18 protein-coding genes are annotated in these 20,826 nt (G+C 36.9%); all 18 read right to left on the minus strand.

The features are described 5' to 3' along the window. Positions 1 to 8: 8 nt before the first annotated feature. The 18 genes from A5889_RS05290 to A5889_RS05375 all read right to left on the minus strand — a co-directional run bounded on the left by A5889_RS05290 (position 9) and on the right by A5889_RS05375 (position 20,813). A complete protein-coding gene (locus A5889_RS05290; RefSeq protein WP_087641114.1) occupies positions 9 to 1,334 on the minus strand; it encodes a DUF6056 family protein in 1,326 nt (441 codons plus the stop codon). A gap of 120 nt (positions 1,335 to 1,454) precedes the next feature. After that, the gene (hflX, locus tag A5889_RS05295) at positions 1,455 to 2,696 is read right to left on the minus strand and encodes a GTPase HflX (protein ID WP_087641113.1); all 1,242 of its coding nucleotides are present in this window, start codon (positions 2,694 to 2,696) and stop codon (positions 1,455 to 1,457) included. A gap of 3 nt (positions 2,697 to 2,699) precedes the next feature. Next, a complete protein-coding gene (miaA, locus tag A5889_RS05300) occupies positions 2,700 to 3,620 on the minus strand; it encodes a tRNA (adenosine(37)-N6)-dimethylallyltransferase MiaA (RefSeq protein WP_176372838.1) in 921 nt (306 codons plus the stop codon). A 5-nt stretch (positions 3,621 to 3,625) separates the two neighbouring features. Further along, on the minus strand, positions 3,626 to 4,366 hold the full coding sequence (locus tag A5889_RS05305; RefSeq protein WP_087641550.1) for a glycerophosphodiester phosphodiesterase: 741 nt from the start codon (positions 4,364 to 4,366) through the stop codon (positions 3,626 to 3,628). Positions 4,367 to 4,485: 119 nt separating this feature from the next. Then, on the minus strand, positions 4,486 to 5,451 hold the full coding sequence (locus A5889_RS05310) for an NAD-dependent epimerase/dehydratase family protein (protein WP_087641111.1): 966 nt from the start codon (positions 5,449 to 5,451) through the stop codon (positions 4,486 to 4,488). A 178-nt stretch (positions 5,452 to 5,629) separates the two neighbouring features. Next, positions 5,630 to 6,148, minus strand: coding sequence for a hypothetical protein (locus A5889_RS05315; RefSeq protein WP_087641110.1), 519 nt, complete (start codon positions 6,146 to 6,148; stop codon positions 5,630 to 5,632). Between the two features lie 15 nt (positions 6,149 to 6,163). Then, positions 6,164 to 8,560: a C39 family peptidase gene (locus tag A5889_RS05320; RefSeq protein ID WP_087641109.1), complete on the minus strand. Its 2,397-nt coding sequence runs from the start codon at positions 8,558 to 8,560 to the stop codon at positions 6,164 to 6,166. 196 nt (positions 8,561 to 8,756) lie between these two features. Then, the gene (locus A5889_RS05325) at positions 8,757 to 10,181 is read right to left on the minus strand and encodes a lipopolysaccharide biosynthesis protein (protein WP_087641108.1); all 1,425 of its coding nucleotides are present in this window, start codon (positions 10,179 to 10,181) and stop codon (positions 8,757 to 8,759) included. A gap of 92 nt (positions 10,182 to 10,273) precedes the next feature. After that, on the minus strand, positions 10,274 to 11,194 hold the full coding sequence (locus A5889_RS05330) for a lipopolysaccharide biosynthesis protein (protein WP_087641107.1): 921 nt from the start codon (positions 11,192 to 11,194) through the stop codon (positions 10,274 to 10,276). A gap of 24 nt (positions 11,195 to 11,218) precedes the next feature. Next, positions 11,219 to 12,043: a LicD family protein gene (locus tag A5889_RS05335; RefSeq protein WP_087641106.1), complete on the minus strand. Its 825-nt coding sequence runs from the start codon at positions 12,041 to 12,043 to the stop codon at positions 11,219 to 11,221. Then, positions 12,040 to 13,416: an O-antigen ligase family protein gene (locus tag A5889_RS05340; protein WP_087641105.1), complete on the minus strand. Its 1,377-nt coding sequence runs from the start codon at positions 13,414 to 13,416 to the stop codon at positions 12,040 to 12,042. Before A5889_RS05340 ends, A5889_RS05335 begins: the two co-directional genes overlap by 4 nt. A 29-nt stretch (positions 13,417 to 13,445) precedes the next feature. After that, on the minus strand, positions 13,446 to 14,426 hold the full coding sequence (locus tag A5889_RS05345; RefSeq protein WP_087641104.1) for a glycosyltransferase family 2 protein: 981 nt from the start codon (positions 14,424 to 14,426) through the stop codon (positions 13,446 to 13,448). A 7-nt stretch (positions 14,427 to 14,433) separates the two neighbouring features. Then, the gene (locus tag A5889_RS05350) at positions 14,434 to 15,486 is read right to left on the minus strand and encodes an NAD-dependent epimerase/dehydratase family protein (protein WP_087641103.1); all 1,053 of its coding nucleotides are present in this window, start codon (positions 15,484 to 15,486) and stop codon (positions 14,434 to 14,436) included. A gap of 9 nt (positions 15,487 to 15,495) precedes the next feature. Continuing rightward, the gene (locus tag A5889_RS05355; RefSeq protein ID WP_087641102.1) at positions 15,496 to 16,200 is read right to left on the minus strand and encodes an IspD/TarI family cytidylyltransferase; all 705 of its coding nucleotides are present in this window, start codon (positions 16,198 to 16,200) and stop codon (positions 15,496 to 15,498) included. Positions 16,201 to 16,203: 3 nt separating this feature from the next. Next, positions 16,204 to 17,085: a LicD family protein gene (locus A5889_RS05360; RefSeq protein ID WP_087641101.1), complete on the minus strand. Its 882-nt coding sequence runs from the start codon at positions 17,083 to 17,085 to the stop codon at positions 16,204 to 16,206. 204 nt (positions 17,086 to 17,289) lie between these two features. Further along, positions 17,290 to 18,114, minus strand: coding sequence for a glycosyltransferase (locus A5889_RS05365; RefSeq protein ID WP_087641100.1), 825 nt, complete (start codon positions 18,112 to 18,114; stop codon positions 17,290 to 17,292). 14 nt (positions 18,115 to 18,128) lie between these two features. After that, positions 18,129 to 19,523 (minus strand): sugar transferase, encoded by a 1,395-nt coding sequence (locus tag A5889_RS05370; protein ID WP_087641099.1) that lies wholly within the window; start codon positions 19,521 to 19,523, stop codon positions 18,129 to 18,131. Between the two features lie 135 nt (positions 19,524 to 19,658). Continuing rightward, a complete protein-coding gene (locus tag A5889_RS05375; RefSeq protein ID WP_087641098.1) occupies positions 19,659 to 20,813 on the minus strand; it encodes an EpaQ family protein in 1,155 nt (384 codons plus the stop codon). Between the last annotated feature and the right edge of the window lie 13 nt (positions 20,814 to 20,826).

The raw sequence follows: 20,826 nt of genomic DNA on the forward strand, positions 1-20,826 counted from the left end.
TATTAAAACTATGGTAAAAAAAGAACAAACAGAAGATTGATAGCTGGTAAAAAGCAAGCATAAACCGATATCTTCCATTCAGCTTCTTTACCTTTCGTTTTCAAAAGTTGTTGATATAGCAAATATAAATTAATAATCAAGAAAACAGAGGCACACATAAAAACTCTAGCCCCCGATGCATACATCGTAGGCGAAAACCACATGATCATTGAGGAAAAGACTGCGGCGCAATAACTTAACCCTAGAAAAATTTTTTGCTCAGATACAGTAATTGAACAGACAATGACCAACAGGAAAAACAATCCCCATAGTACAAATGGTGCCACAGCTCCTAGTACACTACCATGAAACAAGTTTCCTTGCTTGATTTCTAAAAGTAAATCGATTTTGGTAATCGCTTGAAAATTCGTAAATCGATCAGGAAATGTATGAACTAACAATAATAAGAACGCTGTATAAACTCCTGTAACTTTAATTAACATCCTCTTAGCATCGATGAGCGCAGAAACAATAAACAGAACAATAAATAGCAATAATAACTTCGTTTGCCAGCCCTCAAACAACCATGAGCTCCCTCTGAGAACCTTTGTAAAAATAGACAAATCATGATAATCTGGCATCCACATTTTCACTTCTTGCTGCAAGCGTAAGTCATTTCCAGGGGCAGAAAGCATGAAAATAGCACCGCCAATGAAAAATGAAGTCGGAAGGAAAAGAAGGTAATTCTCTTTTTGTTTTCGTAGAAAAATTGCTACATGATAAATCAAGACAACCCCAATAACACAAGCAATCAATTGTTCATTTGATAAAGAAAACAGAAATGCTGGTAACAAATAAGGCCAAACAGTCGTTTGTTTTCTTCTAAAAAAGTTATCTGCATAAGGAATCAATGCAAATAAACCTAAAGACAGCGGCCATAGATAATTGGTCGCTCCAGTGATCCAAAATAATGCATCCTTCATCACAAAAACGTTCATAAATCCTAAAGAAAAAAACGCTACTAAAAAGTTCACTCGAGTGACCTTTTCACTGAATAGTCGAACTAATGAATAACTATATAAAAACCAAGCACAAGCACTAATGAAATGATGCACAAACAGAGGGACTAAGAAAATAAAATACAGTGTTGTTTCTGGGAATAATCGCGCCGACCATTCTTCATATCGCCACTGAAGATAGCTGAACAAATCATATTCTCTAGGAGCCGTCATAAACCATCCGTCATCTGTTTTTACATCGATCTTAAAATTTGTGAGGTACAAAAAAACCAAAAGGAACAAGCCGCCATAAAAAAATAGATTCTTTTTATTTTTCTTGATAAAATCAACCAACATACTATACCACCTTAACCCAAACTTTTAATCAGTATATCATTTCACTTCCAAAATAACTACACCAGTTCAAAAAAAGTTACATACAAAACAGAAATCGTTTTGTATGTAACTTTTTCCTCTTTACTCTTCTTCAGCCCTTAGCCACTTGGAAGCTTTTTTAGCAAAGCCCTTGACATGATAGACATTTTTTTCTTCATCAAAATTCTCTGATAGCAACAATGTATGACGAGTCACTTCACTTAATTGTTGTCCTTGGTCAGAGCGTATATCAAACTCATAGGGAAGCAGTAACTCCATCATTTTTTCTCTGACAACGCGAGTTAAATCTTCTTTGCCGCGTGTACTTTTAGCAGAAATCAGTACATTAGGAAATAAAGTCGGCGTAAAATCGTTCGGATCGATTTGGTCGCTCTTATTATAAACCGTTAAAACTGGGATCTGCTCTAGATCAAGGTCATTTAACAGCTCAACGACTGTTTGTTCATGCTGTAGACGATCTTCCGCACTCGCGTCAACAACGTGCAGCAAGAGATCCATACTACGGCTTTCTTCTAACGTTGATTGAAACGCTTCGATCAACTGCGTCGGCAAATCTTGAATGAATCCTACCGTATCAGTAATCGTCACGATCATTCCTTGTGGAAGCTGCCATTTTTTAGTTAATGGATCAAGCGTTGCAAACAACTGATCTTCCGAGTAAGTACCAGCTGTCGTTAATAAGTTCAAAATCGTCGACTTGCCGGCATTCGTATAGCCGATCAAACCAATTTGAAACAAATCTGAAGATTGACGCTTTTGCCTACTTCTTTCACGATGAGCGGTCACTTCTTTCAGCTCACGCTTGATTGCTGTTATCTTGTTACGGATATGTCGTCGGTCTGATTCTAGCTTTGTTTCCCCTGGTCCTCTCGTTCCGATTCCTCCGCCTAAACGAGATAACTGTTTTCCTTGCCCGATCAATCTTGGCAATAAGTAGTTTAGTTGAGCAAGCTCAACCTGCAGCTTTCCTTCTTTTGAACGGGCCCGCATCGCAAAGATATCAAGAATCAGTTGTACACGATCGATCACTTTTACCCCAAGCGCTTCAACGATCAGTTGATTCTGTCTCGGTGTTAATTCATGGTTGAAAATAACCAAATCAGCTTCATAAGCATCAACCAGCTGAAGTAACTCTTCTATTTTTCCTTTTCCAATGACCGTCTTTTGATCGATTTTGGGACGTTTTTGGATCAAAGAAAAGACAACTTCACCTTCTGCTGTTTTTGTTAAGTTTTTCAATTCTTTCATTGAACCTTCAAAACGAGTATAATTTTCTTCGGTTTCTACACCAACTAATATAACTTTTTCTATATTTTTTTCCATTTCTTATCCTTCCGAAGAGCCTAGCCAGTCAACTATCGCTTGTTCCAGCTCCACCTGTGTTTCTGGATGCTGAACTAAATCCCACCAATTAGCATTCATACGATTTTTAAACCATGTCAACTGCCTTTTCGCATATCTTCTTGAGTTTTGTTTCACTTGGGCAACTGCGTCTTCTAAGTCTTCCTTTCCCTCAAAATAAGGGAAAAATTCTTTGTAACCAATTCCTTGGATCGATTGCTGTGGTTGTTCCTCATAAAGTTGGGCTGCTTCTTTTAAAAGACCAGAATCAAGCATGAGCTCTACCCGCTGATTGATACGCTCATATAACAATGTACGATCCGTTTCTAAGCCCACTAAAAAATAGTCATATAAAGGGTTAGGTGTTTCTCTTGGTGTCAAGATACTGTATCCTGTTTTATCAAATACTTCGAGTGCCCGAATGATTTTTTTTTGATTATTGTAATGGATGCTCTCAGCTGCTTTAGGGTCTTTTTTCTGAAGCAATGCCCATAATTTTTCATTTCCATTTTCTTTAGCGAATCGTTCATAGCTTTCTCGAATTTCAGTTGACTCATCTTTAGCACCTAATTCAAAATCATACAGCAACGCTTGGATATACAATCCTGTTCCTCCCACAACGATCGGTAACTTGCCTTTTTTGATGATCTCATCGATCATTCGACGTCCTTCTTTTTGAAAATCAGCAACCGAATATGTTTCTGACCACTCACGGCAATCGATCAAGTAATGAGGTACTCCAGCCCGCTCTTCCTTTGTTGCTTTAGCCGTTCCAATATCCAAGCCTTTATACACTTGCATTGAATCTCCACTGATAATTTCACCATCCAATTGTTTTGCCAATTGAATACTTAGAGCTGTTTTACCAACTGCTGTTGGGCCTGCTATAACTAATACTTTTTTCAATTTCTTCATCCTTTAGCTTGTACTTCTTTACGCACCTGCAGTGCGATTTCTGGAAAATCTGTATGGATTCCTGACAATCGAGACTCGATACATCGTTTCATTTTTTCTTTATCATTCACAGTCCAGGGTCGAATCGCTTTAGGGAAATCGCTCAACTCTTCTATATGCTCAAGTACCCATTCAATATTTGGATGGATCCCCTCGATAAATGATGATTTCACTGCTTGATTTTTTTTATGCTCAGAGGCTTTGAATATCAGCGCGATCGATCGATTTTTTTCAAGCGTCCAAACCTTTTCCAGACTAGGATAATGAAAACTTGAATACATATAATCAAACATCCACGATCGGCTTTGCATCAGCTGAACAAGCTGCGATTCGATTCCTTCGTACTGGATTTGATCCGTTTTTATTTCGATATTCAATAAACCGTAAAATTTCTCTTCTTCAAGCAACTGTAAGACTTCTTCTAGCGTTGGAATCTTCTGTTCAACTGGAAACGGCTTAAACCATAGACCAGCATCCAGCTGTTTTAGCTCCGCAAGAGTTAGATCGACTACGAGGCCAGAACCATTCGTTGTACGATCAACCGTTTCATCATGAATCACGACTAGCTGTTTGTCCTTTGATAAATGAACATCGAGCTCTATACCATCTGCTCCCACACGAACCGCTTCTTTGAATGCGATTAATGTATTTTCCGGATGCGTTCCTTTGCTCCCTCGGTGAGCGATTATCTTGGTCACAACGATCCCTCCAGTCGCACTCATTGTATCATTCCTACTAATGAGTATCAAACAATAAAAAAAGACAGACGAGCATTTTTGCCACCTGTCTTCATTCACTTACTATTCTTGATTTCTTCCTATAAATCGCTTTTTTCTTGAGCTAGTTCATAAGAAACATATTTTTCAAGCCCAGCTTTGATCGTATGCTTCGGCTCATAACCAATCGCTTTTATTTTTGAAATGTCTGCTAAAGAGTACTTTATATCTCCAGAACGTTCCGGTTGATTTTGAACAGGCAACTCGCTAGCTAAAAGCTCATCTAACGTTGCAACTAAATCATTAAGGTTGATTGCTGTCCCTGTACCAACATTATAGACTTCACCTAAAGAAGCATTTGATGTAGCGACTAAATCTAACGCCTGAACAACATCCTCAATGAAAACAAAATCTCTCGATTGTGATCCGTCACCAAACATAGTAAATGATGTCTCTTCTTTATTTAGAAGCTTTTTGTACCGATCCATAATAATCGATATCACTCCAGAATAAGGTGATTCTGGATTCTGTTTTGGGCCATAGACATTAAAGAAACGGACTGCGCTTGTTGGGATTTGATATAAATGATAATAATCTACCACATATTTCTCCGCTGCAAACTTATCGATTGCATAGGGTGTCAATGGACGGATCACTGATTCTTCTGCTTTAGGTAAAGTAGGCTCATCTCCATAAACTGCTGCTGAGGAAGTAAAGACCAAACGCTTCAAATCAGCTTGATGGGCTCTGATCAATTCTAATAATTGAAATACACTGTCAAAATTTACCTGATGTGTTTCAACTGGTCGTTCAACAGAATCAGCGACACTAGCAACTGCTGCTAAATGAAAAATGTAATCGAATTGGTTTGTTTTCAACAGCTCCTCCATCAATGAAAAATCTGTAACAGAACCTTCAATAAAACGAATATTATCAGAGTGATCTAAATTATTTTTATTTCCCATCGATAAATCGTCTACAACGATCACCTGATGATTTTTAGAATAAAAATTTGCTAAGGTCGAGCCGATGAATCCAGCACCACCTGTAATCAATATATTGTTCATTTATCTGTAACTCCTAGCTTTTAGATAGAATATAATTATACGATGTTCTTAACGTTCTTAGTTTATCATTCTTTTTGAGTATGGTCTACTTTAATTAAAAAAGACTAGTGGATGATCACTGATCCATCCACTAGTCTTGAAATGCATAGCTACTCTAAGAGATCATTCATTAAAAAGCTTATTGTTTTTCTTTTGCTACTTCTACGACTGATTTCTTTTCTTTCTTCGCTTGTTTGAGCAATTCAACGATCTCATTATTATGCATTTTATCTGGATCGATTCCTGCAGCTCTAAGTGATTCACGAGCAGCTTCGATCTCATCATCATCAATTGTTTCAATATCTAGTTCTTTTAGATAGTCCTTAAGAGACTGTCCGCTTTTTTTGATTTTCTCTACCATAGTTTGTACTTCCTGATCTGTAAACTGCGTACTGTCAAATCCTGCCTGTTCAATTTCTGAGCGATATTTCCCCAATTTTTCCATGCTCATCGTAATTTGTTCATAGCTATATGAAACATCTGTTTCATCGGAATGATCGATCACGCTTGATTTACTATACACATCAGCCGCTTGAGTTGATTTCGTTGTAGAAGCTTTGGTCTCAGCTTCTTTTTGATTATTCAATTGTATAAAAACAATGATGCCTACTAATAGGATGAGCGCAGAAATTAAAAAGAAAGCTTTTCTATTTTTCATAAATGCCCCTCTATTCTATTTATCAATCGCAACAGCCATTTTGTTTGGACTGTATGAAAGAGCTACCGTTCCTTCACTGACCCACATTGTTCCGTAGATCGGATCCGTAACATGGAAACTATTTCCATCAAATCCAGTGATCAACCAAACGTGTAAATTGGCAACTTTTAAAGAACCATAATAGGTTCCATCAATGATTGGTGCTGCTAAATATGGGTAGGTTCCCCAAACAACCAAAGGATTCCCTTTCATCAACTCTTCTTTGAATTGAGCCGTACCAACGCCACTGATATCTCTTGAATTTGGTGCATATCTTTTTGCATAAGGTGTAAATGCTCTCGGGTATATCGTATGGAAGCCGTATTTATCTGTTGGATGTCCGTTGAAGCCTTCATGCGGATTGCCCCAAGAAGGAACTTTCGGTACTGCTTCTGTGACCTGATGAATATTTTGCCCACGGGTCGCTCCCAGATAAGCTAATGCCATATAAAGCGAAAATTCTTCACACCCATTTGGATAGCCCATTGCCATTTGATTATAATAAGGAACATCCATAAATGTCTTTTGGTTTTTACTTGTCGCAGCAACAATGTTTTTATGTGCTGTCACATAGCCATAAGGTGTCTCTAAAATCGGGTAACCATTTTTATCAAGCACTCGTTTTTTCACATCGATGACTGTACCAGCAGAAATATCATTTCCTCTATTTAACGAACGGTCTGTATAGTAATGTTTCGTTTTTAACTCGATTCGTTTAGGGGCATCCATGTAATAGTTGCCCATACCGGCTGGTGCCTTTTTGTAGTTGTTTGAAACTGCCGGACCATTCAACATCTTTCTGACTAGAACGATATCAAAAGCTTCCATTCGAAAACGGTAACCAGATGTCCCACTAATTCCTCCATTTTTATTCCAGCCTAACCAGCCAAAATACTCAGCATGTGTCCGATAATACACATCGAAATGTTTTGCTAACTCACCAGTCAAGCGAATGTCATAAGCTTCTACTCGTTTAGATTCCCCTGTCGTTCCGCTTAATTGGTTATTCGACACATAATTTTGCCAACCTTTGTCCTGTACATGTGTTCTATATTCAACGCCGCCTGACACAGGGGCATTTTCAATTTTTACTTTGATTGCTTCTACTCGTTTGCTTTGACCCATCGAGCCATTTGTTTGCCCATTTTTGCTTGGTGTTTGCCAGCCTTTGTCTTGCACATGGCTTTGGTAAATAATATTCGGCTGTTTATATTGTACAAAATAACGGGTCACTGAACCAGGTGCGACCGTTCCTTTTTTCACCAATTGGATTTCAACCGATTCTAACTGATAACTAAATCCCGCTGTACCAGAGTTTTGACCATTACTTGCCCAATCCAGCCAGCCAAAGTTTCTAGCATGTACGCGGTAGTAAACATCAAAGTGCTGAGCTAACTCACCAGTCAAACGAATGCTTAATGCTTCCATCCGCTTAGATTGTTTCACTGTTCCAGTCACCGCATTGTTCGCAACATAATCCTGCCAGCCAATATCCTGAACATGACTGCGATATTCAATACCGCCTGACACAGGAAGATTGTCGACTGTGAGTTTCATTGCTTCCATCCGTTTAGATTGACCTGTAGTTCCACTCAATTGTCCATTAGATTTCACGCCTTGCCAACCGATGTCCTGTATATGGCTTTGGTATTTTATATTTGGTTTTTTATACTGAACAAAAGGACGTGTTGTTTTCCCAGGTGCAGCTTGACCCTTCTCTACCAGTTGAATCTGAATGCCTTTGATCTCATAAGAAAAACCAGTCGTTCCAGAATTTTGACCGTTCACAGACCAATCCAGCCAACCAAAATTTTGGGCCTGCACTCTGTAATAAACATCATAAGTTTCTTTAAGCATCCCAGTCAGTTGAATTTGAATCGCTTCCATTCTTTTTCCGGAAACACCGCTGATACTATTGGCGTCAGTAAAGTTTTGCCAACCGACCTCTGCTACATGTGCACGATATTGGATGCTGCCTTGTTCCGGCTCTCCTCCAGTAAGTGCTACCTTTAACGCTTCTATCCGACCAGCTGAAAAAATGGCTTGTGTGCCATTTGTTTGTTCTGGCTGCCAGCCTGATTTTTCATTATAGATCGAATAGCTGACTGTAAGAGGTGCTGTGCTTTTTTCTAGTTGACTGCTTCCCTCTACTGAATCCTGAGTTTCAGTACTTCCACTTTCTTCGACACTACTCATTTGAGTTGTACTTGTATCTGTAGACTCCATAATTCGCTCTGTATCACTAGTTGATACAGCATGTGATTCTTCCACTGTATTCATTGAACCCGTCTGTTCCTGCGAAAAGACCATAGACGGCATAAAAATAACAGGAGCTATCATACCGACAAATAAATACCCTAGTTTCTTTTTCAACTTTTCCACCCCTCATCTTTCAATAAAATAATTGTAACAAAGTTAACTCTTTTTGTCCATCAAAGTAATTATTACTTTAAGTAATTTTATGCAATCTAAAAATACAATTTTACACTCTTTTTTTGCAATAAAAAATAGCAGAGAACTGATTTTTTAAATCAGCTCTCTGCCATTTGAAAAAGAATAAATAACATTTTTATGTCCCCTTCAATAATCCACGGAACTCATTAAAGCTTTGAAGCATCTTTTTATGATTCACTAATAGATAAAGTAAATAACATACTCCATACACAGCTGTACTGATAAAACTACCGCCGAAAAACAGGTTACTTAAGATAAACAAAACAGTCATTGATGTCTCTAAAAGTAGAGATTTGATTATAGGAATGTTCATCGATTTGCACAAAAACAACTCTGCAAAGTTACATCTAAAGGCTAAACTGATCAAAATAAGACCCACCGCCCAAGTCAGGTTGCCGAAGCCAAAAATAATGATGACTGACAAAATAAGCGATAACGATAATGTCGTTAAGTTAACGAACAAAATCGTCTTTTCTTTTCTCAAAGCTTTTAGGTAGGTATTGATCAATAATGACATTCGTCCTTCGTAAATAATGATCGGGAACAAGATCCCCATAAACTTCAAGCTCTCAGCATATTCAGGCAGCCATGCAGCCAAAATATATTTTGCAGGAACATAGAATAGTAAAATCCCGTACGTAATCGGAACAAATAAATTTCTTAGCGTAACAAAGAGGTTCGGTAATTTTTCTTGGTTCGTTCTTCTGAGCAATGGAAACATAACAACGCCAACTGCATTGACGAAGGTCAAAAACATATTAGAAATACTCAATGTGAAAGACAATTTCCCAAATGTTTCGATCGTCCATTTTTTTTCAACAAAAAAACGAATCGTTCCGATGATCAACATACTTGCAATACTACTGATCATCAATTTACTACCAATGTTGATATTATCGATGATTTCAGGTAAGACTTTTCTTAAGCGAATCATTTTCAAGCTGAGCATATCTCTAATACGATACATTCCCCAGATCGTCATGATCAGTCTAGACAGGATATCCATCGTAATCAACCAGAAAAAGTTCCGCCCGCCCATAAGCAGGTAAACTCCGATGAACATGACATACAAATACCGATCTGTTCTAGATAATTGCGCATATTCTTTGATACGGTTTGTTGATTGGAAAATAAAGAGAATAAATGTTTTCGAAATAGTGATCAAAGAGACGACCGCAGTTAATATCAAAATAAGTGATTTATTGCTTGGTGGTAAAAAGAAAAAGGCCCACACGATCACTAAAGATGAAAGAATAACCTCAAATATAGCTAAATACCAAAATTGAGAGCCTAAATTTCTCTTATCCAGATCTTCGTATTCTTCCCCGCCAATCTTCAAATAAATCCCATCGATCCAGCCTAAATGGAAAAAACCAACATAAGATGAGTAGAAAACATACAGTTGCCAATAGCTATATTCTCTGACACCTAATAATTTTGGAACAAATAAATTTAGTAAGACAGAGATCCCTAACGTAGCAAAGTTAGCTGCAACTGTATAATATAGATTTTTTATGACTGACTTAGCTTTTTCATTCATAATACATTCCTCTTATTTTCTCTCATTTAGTCCAAACGATCAATAAAATCAACTATCGTTCTTATTTTACATTACACATCCAAAGTTCTAATTTATCTCTTAAAAAAATTAGCAAACCAACCACTGAATTGATAGTTTTGTGTGACACTTTCTGGAAGTGGAACCATAGGAACTTCAAGGAAAGCAGCTAGTTCTTCTAGATTTGTTTCAGACAAAATGAACATATTTTCCCATCGATAAAAGTCCAGGTTCTGTACACTTGGATTATTCGTGATCAATTTTTTATTAAGAAACAATGCTTCTAATGGTCTAAGGGAAATCCCTTGCTGATCACTTTGAACAATATCTAAAATAGCTCCTGTATTGCCCTCATAATTGATCAATTCACTGTACGGCAATGCTTCTTTATAAGCATAATCTGTTCGAGAATTTTTAGATGAATCGACAACATAAATCAACGGTTTCAATTGCTTGCTGATAAAGTACTGCTCCAGTTCTAATAAAAGCGGTAATCGGTTCTTATCTACACCAATAAAACAAACATCTGAATGATAGCTGTCATCTGTTTTTGTAACAGTCAGCTTTGTCCGATCAATAAATTGATTATTCGGATGCATCCCATATTTTTCACAGTCTTTTTCATCAAACGACCATAGTTCACAATTTAAGTCCGAATAAAGAGAAACAGGTGTATCTCTAATCACAGGATTACTATACCAGACAACAATCCGTATTTCAGGATACTTTCGGTTCAAATATTTAATCAATGGACGAGAAAAAAAGTGTGAATTCACCAAAATAAAATCGATCTCTTTCAACTTTTTTTTCCAGTTTCCATAAAAGAAAGACGCCAATTGTAAATTCAACTTTTTATCTAGATAATTGAGCAGTTTGATTATAAATGTCCGTCGTTCAAAATATTTCTCTACGTGGATACCTAATTTTTGTGCATCCGTTGAAAATAAAACCGATTTCTCATCCAGCGTAATGATCATCATACGACTATAGTCCATTGATCTCAGACTCCTTTGTTTTGCTTATTTCCAATAAAAAGTATAAGGATGATGGGTCACTCGCTCTGATTCAGGCGGCAATTCCATGTAGTCTCCATAACGCAGCGTCAAAAACTTTTTGCGGTCTTTGATTGCACGAACTGTTTTACCAGCAAAGATAATATCTTCGTATTCTTTAAACCAATCCGTCGGGAAAATTCCCCATTCTTCATCAATAAATTCGATATAACCGCAAATCTCTGCTTCCTCAAAAGGATACTTGTGTATTTCATCCATAAGTAAACTTCTCCAATGAGCATAATTTCCCTGCTTCAATAACTTACGATACTTTGGATAGTATAAAACTCTTTTCCCATATGCCTTCCATCTCGTTTTGGAGATTGCATAAGAAGCATTCAACGTTGCTAACATATTATCTAGATACAACATGCAACGCTCTCCAAAAGCTTTTCTTTCAGCTTGATCCGCTGGAAAACCATCTATTGGAAAAATGTCTACAAAAACACCTAGTTCTGGATCTTCACTATGATAAAATTGTTTTGTTTTCATACAAGTTCTTTTGTCGATCAATTTTGCAAATGGATAGCGATATTCAGTACGTGTCTCTAGACTTAACAGCAAATACGTTTCGTCTTTCGCTAAAATCTTTATCAGACGGTCATAATTTGGACGCGTCAGCACAATATCTAGGTCATCATCCCAAGGAATATACCCTTGATGTCTTTCTGCTCCAATCAAGCTTCCATAATAAACAGAATACTCAATGTCATTCTTTCGGCAAATCTGATCGATATACACAAGCATCTCGACACCAATTTCCTGTATTTCATTAATACTCAATTCTTTCATAGCTCTAATTCACTCGTTTCCTGCTCATTTTTTGAGTTCAATCTACCGATATAAAGGAAGAATACTAATGCACCTAATCGATTCACTAATACAATATCCGGGATCAAGCATGCAGATATCAAAATCGTCAAGACGATCAAGCTATAAAATAAGTATTCAAGATAATTAGTTCTATTCATCTTGAAAAGAGTAACTAATGCTTTGATCATGTTATATAAAACAAACAATGTAAATGGAATCGTCCCTAAAAGTCCTGTCGTCGCCAATAAGAAAAATAGAAAATTATGTGGGGTTTGCTCTTTTATTGCAATCCAAGTATTTGGTAAATTTTTCTGAGCATAGTGAAGTAAACCTTTTGGAGATGGCCCAATCAATGGCTTAGTCTCAAATATTTCAACCGCGCTTTTCCATAGCTTAAATCGGCTATTAGAAATATCTGAATCCTCTCCTGTGTCAGGTCGATCCAAAGAAATATCATCTTTTCCATCGTTTGTCTTGATCACGATCACCTTGCTGACAGCTTCAGCAGTAACAACTGAAACTTTTTGAGTGACCGTCATCGTCAAAGAAAGAACCACAACAGCAACTAATGCAAGACCTGTTGAAAGCAAGAGACGTTTGAAAAGCGCCATCGTCTTTTTATTATAATAAAAATAGAAAAAGACCCAGACAACCACAACTGCCATACTTTCGATCATTGCAGTTCTTGAACCTGAAAGGACAACGAAAAAGAAAGATACGATTAGATTAGTAATCAAAAAACCTCTATATAGCTTTGACTGTGCCTTTTTGAAAAGGTGTATAGAAAAACAAAAAGAAACAACAGAAATGGTTGCAGCATAGTTCGGATCTACAAATACACCATACAAGCGATTTTCAAAAAAGCCCATCCGAATCCCATAATACAATTTATCTAAAGGCATCGTATACTGGAATTGTACAAAAAACATTCCTAATGAAATAACTAATAAAACAAACCATGTAAACACTAAAACTTTTTCTACTAGTGAAAATAAATCTTTACGGTTTTTCTTCCCAAGTTCGTAAGCCACAAAGAAAAGAAGTACTTCCCATATAATCAATTTAAAATTAGCAACTAAACCTGTCGGTGCATTTGCGATGGAAGTAATGACCAACGCCAAGGTAAAGATCAGCAATAAGAAACTTGGCTTCTCACGTCTTTTGATCCAATCAAACCCGTTACGAATGAATAATAATCCCCCAGCTAATGAAATAACAGAAAAAATAATACTGTCAAATTTTGATGGAATCAGACTATAGGTACTGATCATGCGTATGATCAACATAAATTCCCAAACGAGAATAAAAGGTATTTCTACCTTATCAAGAACTTCATTAGCTTTTTTTATCATTAACCCTATCTCCTTAACTCAATTAAGATCTACTTGTTTATTTTCCTTACCATTCTACTCTCAAAACGTGATAAGAGCTTGTATAGGTATGGATGTATTTTTAAAGCGAACATCGCTATTTTTCTCGATTTAGTAAAATATTGATTTTTAAGTACAAAAGTAAAATTGCTACGTAAAAATTTGATGATTTGTCTTTGTGTCTCCATATCCTCATTTGTTAGAGGACTATTCATCATTTTATCCAAGACAGTAAAATAAGCCCAGCAAACCCTAGTATGAGCAACATTGACTAATTCTGGATACTTAGCTACAACACGTGCTTCATTATCTTCCCATGCTTTGATCATATCCAAGTCTTTATGTGTAAAGTGATTACTGGAAATACTATTTTCCCGGTGAAAGTAACAATATTTTTGACTAGTGTCGATGACTACTTTTTTAGTTTCTTCAAGCACATCTAAAATAACTGCTGCATCTTCTGTGATCATACCGACTGGATAACGAACATGATCAAATATTTCTCTTTTATATAGCTTATTTGTTGCACTGATCGTACTTAGCTTTCCTTCAAACATTATTTTTGCTGCGCCGACCATATCTGTTACGATATATTTTTTCTCTTTGATCACAGGTTCTTTCCCCGCATAAACATCCAAAAAACCAACTGTTGCTAAATCAGCATCTTCTCTTTTTAGATTATTATATAAAAGTTCATACATATCTTCCATGATATAATCATCACTATCAACAAAGCCTAGGTAACGACCTTTAGCTACTTCGATCCCAGTATTTCTTGCTGCGCTTAAGCCGCCATTTTCTTGATGGATAACAGTGATCCGTTGATCGGCTTTCGCATATTCATCACACATCTCACCGCTTCTGTCCGGCGAACCGTCATCGACCAAAATCAGTTCAAAATCTTGGAATGTTTGAGCTAAAATGGATTTTACACACTTATCTAGATATTGCTCTACTTTATATACCGGAACAATAATACTTATCTCAGGCACTACTTTTTCACTCCTCGGTTTTCATAATTCTTATGACTTGCTCTAAGCCTTCTTCTAAGGAATAAATCGGCTGCCACCCCAATCGTTCTATCTTATCAGTAGCTAGAATCGCCTGCGTTGCTTTAGAATAACCCGCAGCTTCTGTTTGATCTGGGATTTCAAAGATCACTTTTCTACCAACGAGCGCAGCCAGCTTTTCTGCCAACTCTTTTAGTGTTAAGTCAAATTGGCTATTGGCAATATTGTACGCTTCGCCAGATTTACCTTCTAGAAGTAAATACAATAATGCGTATGCTGCATCAGCAACATAACAATAAGAATAATACTGTGTTCCTGCACTCTTTAAAACGATATCTTCGTCGTTCACAGCGTTTCGAATAAACTGAGAAGAAGCTTTGGAATCTTCTTTCAGCATCGTTGGACCAAAAATGCGACATAATCTAGGAATCACTACATCGACATCATACTGCTGAATATATGCTTGGCACAGTGCTTCACTTGCTCGTTTCCCTTCCGGATAACCAGCCCTTAACGTATTACTGTCTATATAGCCACAATATTGCTCATCAAATTTCTCTACGTCGCCCCTATTTTCTCCGTATATCTCAACAGTGGAAAGAAACAATACCCGTTCAACAGAATGCTTCGCTGCATAGTTCAGCACCTGTTCTGTTCCTTTGATATTCGTCATGATCGTATTGATCGGATCTTCTACGTAGGCTTTTGGATGTGTATTACTTGCACCATGAATAATGAAATCATACGTAATATCAGAGACTAACGGTTCTAAAACATCTCCTGCCACTAGATGAAAGTGGCGATCACCTAGATATTTGACAAACCTTGACTCCAGCTTTCCTAAATTTCTTCCCATCGCATAAACTGAGATGTTGAGAGCTTGTTTCTTATTCAAAGCCATTAAGCAGTCGATCAAAAACGTTCCGATCATACCTGAAGCCCCGATAATCAGAATCGATTTATTTTTTAATTTGTTCCATGCCAATTGTTCCTGAATAACTTTTTCGATATCTTTTTGATAATCAAGATTATTTGAAAACATAGTGTTCTCCTATTCTTCTTTCATTCGAAGATAGCCTTTGAATAATTGCAGGTCATCTTGTGTCGTTAGTTTGATATTCTTATCAGAACCCACAGCAAAATAAAGAGTTTCTCCTAAATCGACCATCATTGTATTAGCATACGATGATTCTGAGATACCAATGCCTTCTTTGAAGGCTTTTTCATAAGCCCAAGCAAGCTTATCGAATTGGTATGCTTGAGGTGTAGACACTCTTCTCAATGTTTCTCTATTAATATATTGTTTCGTTGTTTCTTCTGTCTCTTTCACAAAAATTTGTTCGTTATAAGGCAGTGAAGTCACTGCATTACCGAATTCTTTACATTTTACGATAACATCAGATAATACGATCTCATCGACTAATGGACGAATCCCGTCGTGGATCACAATCGTATCCTCTTTTTCAGAGTGTGCTTTTAAGAAATCTACACCATTTCTAATGGATTCCTGACCGCTGTTGCCGCCTTCAATGATCCACTCCAGTTTATCGATATGATACTCTTTTGCATATGCTGATAGGGTATCCTCCCAGCCTTTCTTACAAACGACCAGGATTTGGTCGATCATCGGATGCTTTTGGAAAGATTCCAAAGTATAAATAATAATCGGTTTATCCTCAACCATAATAAATTGTTTTGGAATATCCTGTCCCATTCTTTTACCGACACCACCGGCAATAATCAAAGCTGTAATCATCAATTATTCCTCCTTCAAGTGATCCACACAATAGTAGATTCCTTTATATTTTTTATAAGTGTTCTCTGTATCAATGTACACTGCATCATGATGAGAAATACGATCTTTTTCATCCGGCAACTCCATATAATTACCGAATACTTGAGTCAAATAATGATCATACCCGATTGGTACCGGCATCGTTGTATCTTCAAAAGGCAAGTACACTGCCTTTTCAAAGTCTGTTCTCTTATACAAATTCCCCATGTAACGCGGACCTACACAAAGCTCAGTCACATATTCAGACGTAGAAAAATCATATTTTGACATCTGTTTGCTGGCAAATGACCAGATTCTATAGCGACCTTTTTTAGTAGGAACCAGTTTTAGGAGGACTTTACTGCCAAACGCCATGACTCCACCATGTTTTTCCGGAATCACTTGTGAGCAAAACAACGCATAGATCAATGCCCATAGCTTTTGAATCTTTCTCTTGACCGCTCCGTCTGGTGCGCCGTCTAGTGGAAAAATATCGATCGGCAAACCGTGAGGCATATCCAAATCCTGCTGATAAGGTTTGATAAAGGTTGTTTCCGCTGCTCGGATCGTTGTAAAGGAATTATGGTCAATGAAGGTTTTAGATGGTTTCATCAATGGATATTTTTCTACATCCGCATGTACTTGCCATAAGTCAGATAATTTCTCATAATCCTTACGCGGCATAAAAAAATCCAAATCGTCATCCCATGGTATAAAGCCTTGATTTCTGACTGTTCCGATACAGCCGCCACCACAAAAATAACACAACAAATCGTGTTCATTGCAGAAGCTGACAAAGTAGTTTGCCATTTCTAAATTGACCCTTTGGATTCTTTTGATTTGCTCTGTGTCTTCTATCTTATTCATCGTTCAATACTAAACTCCTCAAAGTACCTGTTTTCAGAATACATCTGGTCTATTTTCTCACATCTGATAAAAACTTTCAACAACTTACCAGTGTTCTTAATACAACTGTAAACAAGCCAAAGCACTTCAAGTATCAAGGAAAACAAAAAACACCACATAACTAATCGTTATGTGATGTGTTCTTTCTGATTAAGAAACGACATACTATTTTCTAAGCATTCGTTTGTAAAATTTCCCCCGTAGCTGTGTAGGCATTAGACAAATAACAATATGGATCGCTGATACTGAAACGAAATCAGTAAAGCTGCCTAGTCCTTCTTGATAGATCCTCTTTCTTGCTTTTAGACCAGGCATCAGGTATTTTAGGCCGCCGCGACGATTATACATGTCATTTCCCGTACGTGCGTAAACTAAAAACTCTGGTAAATTCTGACCTTCATAACCGGCTTTCAATAATCTGACCCACAAGTAATAATCTTCAAATCCTTGTAAAGGAAGATAATTTCCGACAGCAATGACCGCTTCTTTTTTATACATAACGGTCATATGATTAAAGGGATTTCTTTTTTTGGAAAACTGGCGAATCTCTTCGTTCGTTAGAGGCATGTTCTTTCTCGCCAGCTCATTTTCGATCGTATCTTCAAATTCAATGATGTTTGAACCTATGATAGCTAATTCACTGTTTTTCAAAAAAGTATTATATTGTATTTCTAAACGAGTATTGGCCATGATATCATCCGTATCCATTCGGGCGATCAAGTCATTACGGCAGTTCTTCACACCAATCGCTAATGCTGTGCCCAAACCTTGATTTTTCTCTAGCGAAATGATAGTCAATCGACCAGCTAACCGATCACGGTAATGCTGGATCTGCTCATATAATTCATCTGTCAGAGGTCCATCTTCGACCAAAAGAATCTCATCCGGCTGAACGGATTGAGCAAGCGTACTTTCCATCGTTTGGGTAAAATATTCCGGTTTTTCTTTCTTGTAGACAGACATCAACACGCTAACAGGTATAGTTTGCATTTTATTCACTCACTTCATTTAAATAGCTCAATTTTATTTTCACTTAAGAATGACAGATCTTTTGTACTGCGTTCAACCTCTTCTACACCTTGAGAAGAAACTTTATCAAATAAAATCTTGATCGTTTGCAACAAGATTTTCAGATCCAGCAGTAATGAATAGTTTTTGATATACAATAGATCAAAATTTAATTTACTATTATAATCTGATGCATATTTCCCATACACCTGTGCATATCCAGTGATTCCCGCTCTGACATTGTGTCGTAAGTAATACTGAGGATTCTCACTATTGAATTGATCCACGAAAAAAGGTCTTTCTGGTCTTGGGCCGACAATCGCCATATCTCCTCTGATCACATTGATCAATTGAGGCAGCTCGTCGATCCTTAAGGCTCGTAAGTATTTACCAACAGCTGTTACACGAGCATCATTACTTGTTGATAAAACTGGACCAGATTTAGCTTCTGCTGTTGCAGACATTGTTCTAAATTTTAAAATTGGAAATTCTTTTTGATCCAATGTGATTCTTGTTTGCTTGTAAATCACAGGACCAGGAGATGTTACTTTCACTAAGATCGCTGCAATCAGCATCAAAGGAGAAGCAATAACTAACAACACAAATGAAAGAATGATATCAAATAGACGCTTCATGAAGTTGTCTTCTCCTTTGATTCTAAAATCAGACACCTCAATGATACTTTCATCTTCAAAATTCATCATGTTCGGTTTTAACATAATTAGATTTTCAAAGCTGGTATTTAAAAATAGCTTCTTTTCCGCTTTTGTTACGAGTTTATAGATTTTAAATTTTTCGTTCTCATCGATATGGCTAGAAATATAAACGATATCGATTTCATCAAGCTGTTTGACCAAATTTTCATAATAATGATCAACGATCACTTTGGTCACCTGATGCTTTTTATTTTTATGACTGATAAAGTTCTGTGCTGCAGAAACAACACTTTCCTCGGTTCCTATAATCACGACTTTTTTGATCGAGCTGACTTTTAAATATAAGAAATAAACCAGAATCCGCCACAGGCTCAACAATATAATACCGACGATAAATGTGTACACAAGGACCGATCTCGGAAATGTGAACCAACGACCTGCAAATGTGATCGTCATGATAAACAAAATCGTCAAGAATTGACCGATCACGGTGACAAAAACAATATCATTGATCGTTCGATTATAGAACACATACGCACCTAATAGCATATTTAAAAAGATAAAAAACAGCGAAATATAGATAGCAGATTTCTCATAGGATACAAAATTATATGAAGGAATGTTAGATCCAAATTTAATCCAAAATCCAACCAATACCGAAAAATTAAAGACAAGCACGTCAATAATAATAATCGCAATTCGCTTTGCATTATTCCATTCACTTTTAGTTGTCATTTTTACCTTCCTTCCTGAATAAACATTTACCTATTTTTTACTGATAAAAACTTTCCGTTTCATGTTACCACAATGGGGCTAAAAAAAACAATAACCTCTCCCACGTTCTAGGGAGGATTTATCGAATCGATTCCGTTACTTTACTGTTTTTTCTTCACTTTTCTGCAGTGCAAGTCCAACAAAGGAGTACACGATCGGCAACCAGTAGTTTGCAAGCAAGGTATCCTCCATCGTTGCTTGGATACAAATCGCTAAAAAGGCTAAAAACAAACTCACTTGAAGTGCAGAAAGTTTGGTTTTAGCGAATACATTAGTCGCTAATAAGTAAAGCAGCACGCTAAAAATCAATGTATAGCCGATAATGCCATAATTGCTTAAGGTATAGATAAAGCTATTATGCGTTCCCAGCGATTTCCATGAAGCCGTAAAAGGTTCCATTCCTATGAGCATATTTTGAGTGTTGGAAAACCATTTTTCAAAAAATTCAGCCCAAATATTTTCTCTACCAGTGAATAAATTCATCGCATCCGACTCAGCAAACTGATAAAAAATAAACGGACCTGCTACAAAAAATAGTGCAAAACCAGCAAGCAGCAGATAGTTAGTTTTTAATAGTTTCTTAGGAACGATATTGTCGACTAAAATAAAGAAAATCAACGCACCTAGAGAAGCTTTCGACTGACATACCCAAACACCTAAAAGTCCGGCAGCGTATACTGGAATGACCAATAATTTAAAATAGCCGATGTTAAATGACTTGATAATGATCGTCAACATCATCACTGATAAGAAAATCGTCATACCGATCGTATTTGTATTGATCCAAATCGCTTCTAGCTTATTGTCATTTTTCCAAATCAATGCAGGATCGATCAATTTGGGCAACTCGACATACATTCTATAAATCGTCACAAACAGCGCCGTCCCAGAAATACCAGCCAACAGACCTAAATCGATCTTGGTGAACTTCGTTTTTTTAAAGCAAAGCAGTAGTAAAATAATCAAAGGGATCGATGCATTGATAAACCGATTACTATGCCTCATAGAAGACGTCAATGTATAAAATACAAAAATCACTACAGCTAATATTATCAATATCCAATCTGCTTTCGTTAGTGATTTTATTCTCAGTAAAAGAACCAATGCAATGGCTGCTGATAATAGATAGACACTATTAGTATAAATCCAGCCAGTTGTAGGTGTGCTGATCCCAACGACCCACATTAAGTAAGAACCAGCAATCGTAACCAATAGAATCAGGTTACTTATTCTATTTAAGATTTTATCCATCTTGACATCCTTT

Origin of the sequence: Enterococcus sp. 9D6_DIV0238, assembly GCF_002174455.2 — a bacterium.
Classification (GTDB): domain Bacteria; phylum Bacillota; class Bacilli; order Lactobacillales; family Enterococcaceae; genus Enterococcus_L; species Enterococcus_L dunnyi.